This is a genomic window from Psychrobacter sp. 28M-43 (assembly GCF_014770435.1).
Taxonomy (GTDB): Bacteria; Pseudomonadota; Gammaproteobacteria; order Pseudomonadales; family Moraxellaceae; genus Psychrobacter.
Window position 1 is genome coordinate 1,164,608 of sequence record NZ_CP061739.1, and the last position, 13,390, is coordinate 1,177,997.

10 protein-coding genes are annotated in these 13,390 nt (G+C 42.9%); 7 read left to right on the forward strand and 3 right to left on the reverse strand.

Features of this window, described 5'->3' with window-relative positions:
• Nucleotides 1–707: 707 nt before the first annotated feature.
• Nucleotides 708–1,691, forward strand: coding sequence for an ion transporter (locus IEE84_RS05010; protein WP_057759421.1), 984 nt, complete (start codon nt 708–710; stop codon nt 1,689–1,691).
• 127 nt (nt 1,692–1,818) lie between these two features.
• On the opposite strand, the gene IEE84_RS05015 is transcribed toward IEE84_RS05010, so the two are convergent.
• From IEE84_RS05015 to IEE84_RS05025, 3 genes are all read right to left on the reverse strand, one after another.
• A complete protein-coding gene (locus tag IEE84_RS05015) occupies nt 1,819–2,466 on the reverse strand; it encodes a TerD family protein (RefSeq protein WP_191115076.1) in 648 nt (215 codons plus the stop codon).
• Nucleotides 2,467–2,563: 97 nt separating this feature from the next.
• Nucleotides 2,564–3,706 (reverse strand): helix-turn-helix transcriptional regulator, encoded by a 1,143-nt coding sequence (locus tag IEE84_RS05020; protein WP_191115077.1) that lies wholly within the window; start codon nt 3,704–3,706, stop codon nt 2,564–2,566.
• 227 nt (nt 3,707–3,933) lie between these two features.
• Complete coding sequence (locus IEE84_RS05025; RefSeq protein ID WP_191115078.1) at nt 3,934–6,774, reverse strand: ATP-binding protein; 2,841 nt, start codon at nt 6,772–6,774, stop codon at nt 3,934–3,936.
• A 357-nt stretch (nt 6,775–7,131) separates the two neighbouring features.
• Here IEE84_RS05025 and rsmG point away from each other — a divergent pair, with 357 nt between their 5' ends.
• From rsmG to msbA, 6 genes are all read left to right on the forward strand, one after another.
• Nucleotides 7,132–7,848, forward strand: coding sequence for a 16S rRNA (guanine(527)-N(7))-methyltransferase RsmG (gene rsmG / locus IEE84_RS05030; RefSeq protein ID WP_191115079.1), 717 nt, complete (start codon nt 7,132–7,134; stop codon nt 7,846–7,848).
• Nucleotides 7,849–8,086: 238 nt separating this feature from the next.
• Nucleotides 8,087–8,866 carry a ParA family protein gene (locus IEE84_RS05035; RefSeq protein WP_191115080.1) on the forward strand — a complete coding sequence of 260 codons (780 nt, stop codon included), beginning with the start codon at nt 8,087–8,089 and terminating at the stop codon, nt 8,864–8,866.
• Nucleotides 8,867–9,023: 157 nt separating this feature from the next.
• Nucleotides 9,024–10,193 (forward strand): ParB/RepB/Spo0J family partition protein, encoded by a 1,170-nt coding sequence (locus tag IEE84_RS05040; RefSeq protein WP_191115081.1) that lies wholly within the window; start codon nt 9,024–9,026, stop codon nt 10,191–10,193.
• An 85-nt stretch (nt 10,194–10,278) separates the two neighbouring features.
• Nucleotides 10,279–11,004: a MotA/TolQ/ExbB proton channel family protein gene (locus IEE84_RS05045; protein WP_191115082.1), complete on the forward strand. Its 726-nt coding sequence runs from the start codon at nt 10,279–10,281 to the stop codon at nt 11,002–11,004.
• Between the two features lie 65 nt (nt 11,005–11,069).
• The gene (locus IEE84_RS05050) at nt 11,070–11,501 is read left to right on the forward strand and encodes an ExbD/TolR family protein (RefSeq protein ID WP_057759437.1); all 432 of its coding nucleotides are present in this window, start codon (nt 11,070–11,072) and stop codon (nt 11,499–11,501) included.
• A gap of 75 nt (nt 11,502–11,576) precedes the next feature.
• Nucleotides 11,577–13,364 (forward strand): lipid A export permease/ATP-binding protein MsbA, encoded by a 1,788-nt coding sequence (msbA, locus tag IEE84_RS05055; RefSeq protein ID WP_191115083.1) that lies wholly within the window; start codon nt 11,577–11,579, stop codon nt 13,362–13,364.
• The last annotated feature ends 26 nt before the right edge of the window (nt 13,365–13,390 follow it).

Consider the following 13,390-nt stretch of genomic DNA (forward strand, 5'->3'; position numbering starts at 1 on the left):
TTCCTTAACGTAATAAAAAATCATCAGCAGTTTTCTAATGAGGGATGGCATTAGCTACTGATACATAATGTCATGATTAAAGTTTAATCTGTAACATTTAATCTCTATTATAATACGAAAATCATTATTGTTGGTAAGGTTTTGAGCATAAAGTAGCAATATTTCTGCAATAAATTACATTCACATGTAATTGAATTGTCTACAGTCTATAATTAAACACAACAAAAGCTGCTTTTTAAGTAAGTGTCATTGACTTGGGTCGGTATCTCTTATTTATGATTCAACAAGAGGTGCAACATATTAATGCTTGGCTATTGCAGTAATTCCCCTCTACGCTGTACAAATGCGCGTACTATGAAAATATTGAATCAGGTAGACTCTTGTTGTCCTGAATGTCACTTGTTTTTGATACCTGCGCAAGATATTAGCCAGCAGCTTCGTGCTGACGAACAGTTCTTAAGGTTCTCTATCCTACTAATTGTGTTTATACTGCTAGTATCGGTCTATATTTATTATCTGCATTTTGTATAGCCGATAGTCATGGATGATAATAGACAAGTCAGTACCAAATGAAGTGCTTCTGATAAAAGTCACGGATAATTGCTGCAAATATCTCCTATGTTCTGTGATGAAAGTTTGGTTCTTATTGTTTGACCGTTGTTTTATTCTACTAATATCAAATCGGTATTTCACCGCATAGGGCTGGCATGTTATTCCAATCTATACGGCGCTTGCGTCATTTTGTTTATGATATTTTACAAAATGAAGAACATGACACGTTATTTAGCCGTTACGTTGATTATTTTCTTATATTTTTGATCATGACTAACGTAGCTGCTGTGATAGCCGAGTCTGTCGATCAGTGGTATTACCCTTATCAAGATTACTTCACCTTATTCGAAAACTTCTCTATCGTTGTCTTTTCTATTGAGTACTTACTGCGTCTGTGGAGTGTGGCTGAAGCCAAGCCCGATAATACAACGTGGAAACAGCGATGGGATTGGCTTAGAAGCCCATCTGCATTGATAGATTTAGTAGCCATCGTGCCCGCCTTTTTAAATTTCTTCGTCAACATTGATTTGCGTTTCTTGCGTATTCTACGTTTATTTCGAATCTTAAAATTGACGCGTTATTTTGCTTCAATGCGTATCTTGCTAGTCGTGATTAGCAAGGAGCGAGGTTCGTTTCAAGCCGTTATCTTTATTCTTATTATTATGATTGTGACCGCCTCTAGCGGTATATATCTGGTAGAGAATCACGCACAGCCAGATGAGTTTGAGTCCATACCTAAAGCGATGTGGTGGGCTGTGGTAACACTGACAACCGTAGGCTATGGAGATGTCACGCCAATTACTAATGCGGGCAAAATATTGGGTGCGGTCATTACGATATTGGGTGTGGGTCTCGCTGCACTGCCAGCTGGTATTCTAGCGACAGGACTAGCAAATGAGTTGGCTCAGCGCCGCGAGGAGCTTGAACAGCATTTTCGTGAGCAGCTCATTGATAGCGATTTTGATCTGGTACAGAATCAGATGATGATTGATAAAATTCGTCGAGAGCTGGGTTTAGATAAAGAGCAGGCACAAAATATCGTCTTACAGGTACTTCGAGAGCAAGAGCTCGAACGGCGTGAAAAAGAAGTTGAAACGCGCCAAAAGAACTTCTGTCCGCATTGCGGTGAAGTTTTATAGGCAAGTATGAAATGGTTTATAACAGATAGGTTTTTAGCAATTAATCGTAGTTAATATTTTGACTATAAAAAGAGGTCTTGTGTTTACATAGCACAAGACCTCTTTTATATGCGATTACTAATTGCTCTTATATTCCCTGAGGGATAGGCAATGCACGTGCTAACTCATGAGCCACTTCTTGTGCTGCATTTGCTAGACCCTCTGCAGTGAGTGGTAAGTTTTGCAACGTTAAATGCCAGTCGTCAACAGATCGACGCAAATGCGCTACCCATAGCGTGGTGCAGTCGCGTGGGAGCTGCTTAAGGTTGACTTCAAAACAACGGTTTCCTTCATCGTCACTCAGATGAATTTCGCCTTTCTTGACTCTAGAAAACGAATGACCATGGTATGAGTTGGCAATTAAACCAATATGATTAATATGAGCGGGTATTTTCTCAAGCTCCAATCTGATTTGCTCTTGATCAAGGGGGGCCAGATACATGGCTTGTTCACCGCGATCCTTACCATTTAAGCTGTCACCTTGATGCTTGACCGATTCAGCTTTATCTCGTAATTGCTTAAACCAAACGATGTCACTGATGACGCAATTGTCATCGTACAACACACAAGCCAGATCAATATCCATCGCGCTTTGATTTTTCTTAAAGCGCTTAAACATGCCTTTTGGTTCAATTTTGGTAAATTCATAATTGAGCGCAAAGAACAAAGTCCCTGCGTCTAGTCCAAGTCCTCGTAAACTATCTGACAACAGTGGTGATGGGGCAGTGGTCGACATAACTTTCCTTTTTTATTCTTAGTTTCTAACCGTTATCTAGATTTGATGTTTGCTTACTTAAGGCGTGCGGATGTTAGCCTATCTCAGGTCAGTGATGTCACTCACTGATTGCTGTCGAAGACTTATCTAATACCGCTTGATAAAGTAGTTCAGGCTTAGCATCTAATAACCCACTACCAAACCCACGTAGCCACCAGACCAGCTGTGAGGTCAAGTTAACAGTGGCTTTGATAGTAAGGGTGTTATCCTCATTTAGCGTCACGGTTTGATCGTCATTAAGCTTACTTTCGGTCAGACTCTTACCAGCCTGCCTGGTAAACCTAAGCTCAACAGCGGTATTCTTGCCACGCTCGTCCAATTCGCCAAACAGTGGGTGACTAAAGCCCATGCTGCCTTCATCTAAGTACATATCGAGTTGAAAGTTCTCTGGTGTTTTTGCAGCGGTTTCGAGAATCTCAACACTATCAAAACGATGTAAAGCAAAGGTGCGAATGGTGGCTTCTGGATCGTCAGTACGAGTTGCCAGCAGATAGATAATCACACCGCGCTGGATAATTGCGATTGGATTTAGGATATATTCGCTGGCTTGTAATTTGTTGCTACGAGTATAACAAGCATGAATTTGCAGCTGATAAAATAGCGCGTGGTAAATATTGTCTTTACTGTCCAAATCTATATCTGGTGCAATAAGCGGCTGTGTGGCAGGCTCGATACGCACTCTGTCTATCCAAGAGTGGGTCACTTTGCTGTTTTTGAGCTGTCGCCGTGCTAAGTCAAACCAAGGAAATAATTCATCTAAGATAACAGGTGGCAGTAACTGGGTCAGATTGGCCTCGACCATATTAAAAGCAACCGCTTGTGATAAGTTCATATGCGGCAAACTTTGTAATGGGGCGTCTTCTTTCCAGCGCCATCCTTGAGGATTGGCATTGTTTTTTTCGATAGGGAAGCGTTTTGCAAGGGCATTCAAATCGCGTTGGACAGTACGTAGGCTGATATCGAAGCCTGCCATCATCAGCTGCTCATAGATATGTGTGGTGCCTACCCAGCGATTGCGCTGCAGCTGTGATAGTACTTGCCATTGCCGAGCAGTCGTTGCCGCACCATGTCGATTGTCACTAATATTGGCGGCATTGGCCTCTTTTGAGGTACCAGTGTCTACAGCTGCAAGCGCACCTGTCTGCTTACTAGGATTGGACTGAGCTTGGATGTTATCAGCATCAGTAGGATGTACAGTCATTAAGAGATACCCTTTATGAAGTTACAAGTCGGTTTCTGGCACGATATTGCTCGATCAGGAACCGTTAATCATCGCAGAAAAGCAGCGTAGCGTCTAGCGACGTTCATGCATGCGTATGTTTATTTGATGGTTGCTATTCGATGGTTGCTGCTCGATCTAGCTATAGATATAACTATAAATTTAGTCGAACAGCAATGTGCGTACGTATCGGTAGTACCGTTCAAATTTTAATTGTCATCCTCATCGACAGCTGTTGTCTCGCTATCGTTTAGGGTGTCATCAATAGGCTTAGCATCGCTTTGCTTGTTACTTTCCTCGCTACCTTTCTTATCACTTCTCTCACCTTTTCGCTTTTCTTTTATTCTCTTATCTTCTTTCTTTTGACGTTTTTCTTTACGCTTTTTCTTCGCTTTCTTTTTGGACTTTTCATCATCGATGTCATCAGTGCTTTCTTGGTTTTCATCCCATAGCATCAGACGGCTTAATACTTTGCCAAATAAAGTATCTTTACGATAACGGCATTTTTTATTCATGGTGTCGATGGGCAAACCAGTCATCAGCGTCAGGGCTTCACTTAGCGTATAGACGCCATAGATATGAAATTTGCCTCTATTTACTGCATCGATAATATCATCACGTAACATCAGTTGTTTGACATTGGCCATCGGAATGACGACGCCTTGATCGCCTGTTAGCTCTTGCTCGCGGCAGGCGTCGAAGAAACCTGCGATTTTAGCATTGATGCCACCAACTGCCTGTACTTCGCCTAGCTGGTTCATAGATCCAGTAATCGCGAGAGACTGATTGATAGGAACGTTTGCTAACGCGGATAGCAATGCACAGCCTTCGCTCACAGTGGCACTATCACCGTCAATCTGCGCGTAGCTCTGCTCGAACGCCAGTGATGCACTAAAGTTCAGTGCATGATGTTGACTAAACAACGCGCGCAAATAGCTGGTCATAATCAGCATGCCTTTTGCGTGTAAACTACCACCCAAGTCTACATCACGCTCAATATCAAGAATTTCACCTGTGCCAATATTGGGCTGAATGACCGCAGTAAGCCGTGCTGGCATGCCAAACTCACTATCGGCATAACTAACCACGGTTAATGCATTAACTTGTCCGATAGCATCGCCTTGCGTTTGTATCAGCTGTTGGCCGTTTTTCAGCTCATCCCAGTACAGATCGCGCAAATATCCTGAACGCTCATCCATGTCATCGATTGCTTGAGTGACGTGATCTGCCGTCACCATAGTCTCATTGTTTAATCGAGCGTGACGGTTTGATTCATGCAAGAGTTTAATCAATAAGTCACTGTGTAGGCTTAAACGATCTTGTTCTTCAGCTTGCAAGCTTAAGTGCTCAAGTAGTGTGGCCTGTGCACTGCTATCAAACGGATAAAGGTCGGCATAGTCGATGATGTCGGCCATTTTTGCGACCAATGCCAATTCATGCTCAATGGTACGAGGCACATCGTCATGAAAGTCAGCTCGGACTTTGAATACCGCATCAAATTCAGGCTCAAGCTCTAGCAACTCATAATATAAATCTGCTTCACCTAACAAGATAACTTTGATATCTAAATCAATAGGCGCTGGTGAGAGAGATAAGCTGCCTGTTAGCGTTAGCATTTGCTCTAGACTAGACAGTTTGATTTTTCGTGACTGTAATGCGCGCTTTAAACCTTGCCATGCATAAGGATGCTCAAGTACGTGGCTAGCTTCTAACAGTAAATAGCCGCCATTAGCGCGATGTAGAGCACCTGCACGAATCATACTCACGTCAGTGGTTACTGTGCCTAATTGGGTGATTTGCTCGACATGCCCCAATAAATTGAGATGGGTTGGCAAATCCTCAAAGACCACAGGTGCGCCACTGTCAGGTGTATGACTGACAATAACATTTACTGCATAACGACTGGGCGTCGTAGCCAACACTGCCGTCACAAACTCCTCATCATCGCCATTGACGATACGCTCTACGTGAGTGACCATGTCATCAAATACAGCTTTGAGATATTCTACGACAAGTGGATGAGTCGCAAACTGCTCGTAGATAGGGGTAAATAATGGCTGTAAAGCACGTTGGGCAATACTACGATGTAATGCCTCTATCTCATCGTTGGCTTCGTCTTCTAGTTGCTCTAAAGCGATAGTCAATTGACTTAGGCGCTTTTGCATATGGTTCTTTTGCACGAAGTTATTCAGCTCAGCTTCATACTCATTATTGCCATATGTAGAGTCTTGGTTTTCCTTACGCTCATTATTTTTTTCGCTCAAAATATTAACTTTTTCGCTATCATCGAGCTTTTCAGAATTTTTATGATTGCTAGGTATTTTTATTTGCTTGTCATCATCGCTATTACTTTCTGTAGGCAGCTGACTAGGATGAACAAATACGGCTTTATTATCGAACGAGCGAAACGTTAATGCTAGGTCATATTGTTTGCCTTCAGCATTAAGCGCGTCATAGGCATGACTTTCTTTTTGATGAGTACTGTTTTTGATGGCTTCAATTTTGCTTTGGTATTGATCGCTACGAAAGCGTTGGCTTAAACGCTTTTTTGCTTGCTGCCATAAGTTATTAACTTGCTGCTGTAATAGCGAGGCTTGACCAGCTGGTAGACGCAGCGCCAATGGTGTGCGTGGATCAGTGAAATTATGCACGTATACCCAATCATCTGGCGTCGGCGCGTCAGCAGCGATACGCGTTAACAGACGACTAATCACAGTACGCTTGCCCAAACCGTTTTCACCAGCGGCAAACACATGATAACCACTGGCTTTGATATCTAGCGCTGTATGTAATGCTTTAAGCGCGCGTTGTTGACCGAAGCCAACATCTAAGTCAGGCGCAGTGCGAGTGTCTGTAGGCAATTCATCAGGGTCGCTATAGCGTTTTAATTGCTCAGCGGAAATGCGACAATTTTGCTGAACTTCTGTGAAGATAGGGTTTGGGGTATCAGGTGCTTTTTGCTTAGTATTTTTTGTATTGGTAGTAGGTACTACCATATTGTTAGCGTCTTTTGATACTTGCGATATAGGGGTGTAGGGTTGTTCTGTCATAGGCGTTTGAAAAATCATCTTAAAAAGTATTAAAGGAATATGAGAAGTGATTGGTTTTATCTGTTCATGCGTATTCTGAGTTTTTTATAGTCAATCATGACATCTTACAAGATATAGTCACCTATTAGCGAAGTCATTAAGCGCAGTTTTGTATCATATTTAGACAAATGCCTGAGTAAAACTGGTAAAAAACGAATGAATTAATCAACGAATTGGAGGCAATCAAAGCAGAATAACGCCTCATGATAAGCGTAGATAGTATAAGATGTCCCACATTGGCGCAATCTGCAACTATTCAATGGGCAGACTGCATGATAAAATAAACGGTTCACAAGTCAAAACTGGATAACTCGTTGTATGTCAGCTTCCGCTAAAAACTCTTCATCGTCTGCTAGTATGGGTAATACTAATATTGATCCGGCTGGTTTCGTAAAGCTTGGTGCGCAACTGCCAAAGCTGGCCAATATCTTGGCGCAAGCGATAAATGAGCTAGGTCTGCCGTTAAGTGAAACGCAGCAGCGCACGTTATTATTGTACTTAGACCAGCTTTTATTATGGAATAAAGCGTATAATCTGACCGCGATCACTGATCCAGAAGAAGCGCTGATCAAGCATGTGGTAGATTGTCTGTCTATTATAACGCATTTACCCGCCGGATCGTTGCTAGATATCGGCACGGGAGCAGGGTTGCCAGCAGTTATCATTGCCATTTGTCAGCCTGAGCGCCAGTGTACTGCGCTTGATAGCAATCAGAAGAAAATTCGCTTTATTAAGCAAATCAGCAGCGAGCTCGGTTTGAGTAATATGCAGCCGATCGCATCGCGTATTGAAGCGCATGAAGCAAGTTACGCTGTGGTGACATCACGAGCGTTTGCCAGTTTGATAGATTTTGTAGAAGTAGCGCAGCCAAGATTGGCAGATGGCGGCTTCTTATGTGCTATGAAAGGCAAAGTCCCGAGTGAGGAAGAGCTGCAAGCACTTGATAGTGATTGGCATATCAAAACCATTAAGCTGACGGTGCCACGTTTGCACGACAGTCGCCATTTAATTGAAATGTCTGCCAAAGACAGTTGAACCATAAATACTTCGCAGTCATGAAACAGGTACGGTTTTTTGTGAAACACAGTTTACGTCTGTATCTAAATGACATAGTATTTAAAAGCATTTAAAATGCTCGACCGTAAACTGAGTATTTTCGACCATAAGTTGCTTATTTTTAAATACTGAGCGAGCGTCGCTGTATAAGATTGAACAAAAATAATCGTACCAACCGAGTCAAAAGTAATAGACCCTAATAAAATTGAGTGAGTGTATGGAAATCATAGCAATTGCGAATCAAAAAGGCGGTGTGGGTAAAACCACAACGGCAGTAAATTTGACCGCCAGCTTGGCTGCTAAACGCAAGCATGTACTGCTGATTGACTTAGACCCACAAGGCAATGCGACCAGTGGTACAGGCGTTGATAAAAACGAGTTGGATCTTACCATAGCGGACGTTTTGCTAGATGGTGTCGCGTTGTCTGAAGCAATTGTTACTAGTCCTGCAGGGTTTGATGTCATTGGTGCCAATCGCGATTTGGCTGGCATGGACATTACCTTAATGAGTAAGACAGATAGTCATGAACTGTTCAAAACTGCGATGGCTGAGTTGGTTAACGATCAGGTATCCACACAAAAACAGCCATACGATTATGTGATTATCGATTGTGCGCCTAGTTTGAATCTACTGACGATTAATGCGTTGGTTGCTACGGATAGTGTGATTATCCCTATGCAGTGTGAGTACTATGCACTAGAAGGGTTGGCTGACTTATCGCAAACGATTGAACGTCTTACAGAGTTGAACCCTCAGCTATACATTCGCGGTGTGGTTAGAACGCTATTTGATGCGCGTAACACGCTTGCCCGTGATGTATCTACTGAGCTAGAAGCGCATTTTGGCGATATCATGTACAAGACTCATATTCCAAGGAATATTCGCTTAGCAGAAGCTCCCGCGCATGGCTTACCAGTTATTGCATACGAGAGATGGTCAAAAGGTGCACGCGCGTATCAAAAGCTTGCCGCTGAAGTGATGAAACAAAGCAACTAGTTTCTATCTAAAGTTCTTACAAAGGATTTTTAGATAAAAAGCGTCACTGATCAGCACAGTGAATGAATAGCATAAGTATAGAACACTTAACATTGTATTTAGTAAGCCGCATCATTAATCAATTGGCTTTTATTTTAGCGTTAGAGGATAGGTAATCATGGCGAAGAAAAGAGGGTTGGCTGCTAATCGAGGCTTAGATGCCTTATTAGGGTCAATCAAAAAAGAAAAGCAAATTACCGCCTCTGCCTTGCAAGACGACATGGTGGCGCGTGAAAATGCTACGCCAGATGCTAATGTGCTTGTAGATACTAATGCGCCTGTAAATACTGTGTCTACGGATATAGCGCCTGATATCGCTCCTACAAAAGCCAGTAAAAAATCATCTGCGAAGACTACTGATAACGATGCTGCTAGTGAGAATAGCACTCGCGCGCCACGTTCATCACGTACTACTAGCAAGGCGTCGCTCAATAAATCGCGTGGCAATAGTGCAGATACGAGCGCAACCGAAGATCAGATTAGCCTTGTGCAGATCGATGTCACACGCTTGCAAGCAGGTAAGTACCAGCCTCGTCGTGATATGAGTGAGACAGCACTTGCAGAATTGGCGTCTTCTATCGAGCAGCATGGCGTGATGCAGCCTATCGTTATCCGTCCACTGTTGGCAAATGAGGATAAGAGTGAAGCATTTGTCACTCACGAAATTATCGCTGGTGAACGCCGCTGGCGCGCAGCAAAAATGGCAGGAAAAGCAGTTATCCCTGCGATTGAGCGCGCTTTATCCGACGAGTTGGCGATTGCCCTAGCATTGATTGAAAACATCCAGCGTGAAGACTTATCAGTGATTGAGCAGGCAGCGGCGTTGCAGCGCTTTCATACGGAGTTTGGTATGAGTCATGCCATGATCGCTGAAGTCGTCGGCAAGGCGCGTACGACAGTATCGAATCTACTTCGTTTAAATCAGCTGCATGATAAAGTAAAAGACCATTTAGCCAACAGTGCGCTAGATATGGGTCATGCTCGTACGCTTTTAGCATTGTCCTCTGAACAGCAACCTATCATCGCGCAAAAGATTATCGATGGCGGTATGACCGTGCGAGAAGCTGAAAAGTTGGTCAAATCAATCTTGCAGCCAGCGCCCAAAATCAATCGTGCTGAACAAGCACAATCTCGTGATGTAGAGCGTTTGACCCAAAGATTGACAGACATGCTTGGTGCTGAAGTCAAACTAAAGCATAAAAAAGATGGTCAAGGTAGTGTTGAGATATTTTTCCGCAATCAAGATCAATTAGCTGCGTTGATTAAACATATAGAAGCTCAAGCTTAATAACGTTTGCGAATTAGCCGTATCTATCCAGATGCTAAGTCGCCTCTGAACATTTATTTTTGCAAAAATATGGAAGAGAGTGGGTATGTGGGAGTTGGTAAAAGCAGGTGGCTGGCTAATGACACCTATCGTGGTCTGTTCTATATTGGCTTTGGTTATCATCATTGAACGTAGCCATACGCTACAGTTTAACAAAGTCGCTCCTAGCAGGTTGCGCGAACAACTAATAACTCGTTTACGTGAAAATGGCGATATTGGTCGCACACAGTTGATGAATGTAAAAGAAAAGACGGCACTTGGCGATATCTTGGCAACGGGGTTGCTATATCGTCAGTACGGGCTAGAGTCGATGACAATGCACATGCAAAACCGTGCCAGCGTCCAAGTTCATCAGTTAGAGAAAAACATCAATATGTTAGGTACTATCGGTGCGATAGCGCCGTTGCTTGGCCTATTAGGTACGGTACTAGGAATTATCTCTTCATTCTTAGCGATTACCGATGGCGCAATGCAAGATCCGACGATGCTAGCCGCTGGCGTGTCACAGGCACTAATCACTACCGCTGCTGGTATGATTGTTGCTATCCCTGCGCTGGTTGCTTATCGTTATTTTCAGCGCCGTATCATTGATATTAATGCTCAGTTTGAGACTCAAGCAGGGCTTATGATTCAAGAGCTGTATGATTATCATTTGCTTGCTAGTGCGCAGCCATCTACAGCTTCTAGCCGTCTGTCAATAGAAGATAGTATTGTGCAAGAACGTTCATTCGGTGGGTTGGATTCGGATAAGACTAGCATAGCGGCAATGTAGTCAATGCGGTTTTAAAGAATAGAAATCTTGAGCCTATACATGGTAGCTGAATTAAAGAGATTGATATGCGTTTTAGAAAACCAACGGTTGAACCACTTGAAATTAATCTAACACCGATGATTGATTGTTTACTGTTTTTGATAGTGTTTTTATTACTTGCTACTTCATTTAATCACTTTAGTCGTTTAAATATTATCCTTCCTGAAGCGGAAGGTGTCGCACTGACAGAACAAAACAACAGTATCGAAGTAGCTGTGCAAGAAGATGGTAGCTATTTGGTCAACGGCATTACACTTGCTAGTAGCAATGAGGCTGAACTGACCAGTATGTTGCAGCAAGAGGCGGGCAGCAATCGCGATATGTTATTTGTCATTGCAGCGGATGCCAATGCGACTCATCAGTCTGTGGTACGAGTGATGGATATCGCTGGAAAGCTCGGATTTTTGAATTTAAACATCAGTACAGTGGTACCACTTGGCCAAACGCTGCCGCAATAACAGATATAGTCTTATCATCATAAAACTGTGTAAAACACAGCCCATTCATACCACGATACCCAAATTGAGGCTTTTATGAGCCAAGCTTATTTACCTGACTCTAAAAAATCTTCTGATAAAAATGCATCGGCAGTATCGCCCGTTACGCCTAAGAGTAAGACACTATTACGCTTATTAAGGTATTTAAAGCCTTATTGGTGGGCATTGCTATTGACGGCGTTAGGTTTTGCGATTAATGCAGGGACAGAGATTTGGACTGCCAAGCTTCTGCAATATATTACTGATGCTATCAATCAGAATGATCGAAGCAAACAAACCTTATTTCCGCTATTGATTATATTGCTATTCTTTGTGCGCGGGGTTGGTAGTTTTTTGGGTAACTATTACTCTGCATTGGTCTCACGCAACTTAGTCTATGAGCTACGTGTAGAAGTTTTTAATAAGTTACTGCGCTTGCCTAGTTCATTTTATTTGGCCAATCCAGCAGGTACGATTTCATCGAAATTGATATTTGATGTTGAACAGGTCACGGCCGCCAGTACAGACTCAATGAAGACTTTGCTGCGTGATGGTTTGACCGTTGTCGCATTGATTGGTTTTTTGTTTTATAGCAATTGGCGTCTAACGCTTATTTTATTTGTTGTCTTGCCACCAATACTATGGCTGGTACGTATTGCATCAAAGCGCTATCTTAAGCTCTCAAAAGGTATCCAAGAGACGATGGGTAATGTCAGTCACATTACCAATGAAGTCATCGGCGGCTATCAAGTGGTCAAAAACTACGGCGGTCAATCATACGAGTCAGCACGCTTTGACAAAACATCTAAGAAAAACCTACGCCAAGGTATGAAGGTGGTTGTTACCAATAGTATTAATACGCCAGCCGTACAGCTGTTGATGGCGATTGCGATGGCCGTTGTCGTCTGGCTTGCGTTGCGACCTGCAGTAATAGATGATATTTCAGCAGGTGAGTTCATCTCCTACATTGCAGCAGCAGGTTTATTAAGTAAGCCTGTACGTTCGCTGACTGATATTAATCAGAAGCTGCAAAAAGGTCTGGCTGCTGGTGAGTCGATTTTTGCACTACTTGATGAGCCAGAAGAAGAAGACACAGGCACAATCAGTAAAGCGCTATCAGGGCAAATGTCGTTAGACAATATCAGCTTGGTATATCCAGATTCGACGGTGGCTCTACGTGACTTTACCTTGAATATCAAAGCAGGCGAGACAGTTGCATTAGTAGGGCGAAGTGGTGCGGGCAAGTCCTCACTAGTCAATTTATTAACACGTACTCTAGAGACGTCTTCAGGACAAATCACATTAGACGGTATGCCTATTGAAGACATTAAGTTAGAGAGTCTGCGTGCCCAGATTGCGATGGTGAACCAACAAGTAGTATTGTTTAATACCACTGTATTTAATAATATTGCTTACGGCAGCCTAGCTGATAAGACTCAAGCTGAGGTTGAACAAGCCGCAAAAGATGCCTTCGCTCATGACTTTATTATGAAAATGCCAAACGGTTATCAAAGCGAAATTGGTGCTGAAGGGTTGCAACTATCTGGTGGTCAGCGTCAGCGATTATCGATTGCTCGCGCGTTGCTAAAAGATGCACCGATTCTAATTTTAGATGAAGCCACCAGCGCACTTGATAATGAGTCTGAGTATTATATCCAGCAAGCACTCGATAATGTGATGAAAGACCGTACTACATTGGTCATTGCCCATCGACTGACTACTATTGAATCAGCAGACCGTATTGCTGTGATGGATGGCGGCCAGATTGTTGAATTAGGAACGCATAATGAGCTAATGCAGCTACAAGGCCACTATGCGCAAATGTATGCTCGAGATTTCGAGTAGTCAGTTTAGAAGTTTTTAGCCAATTT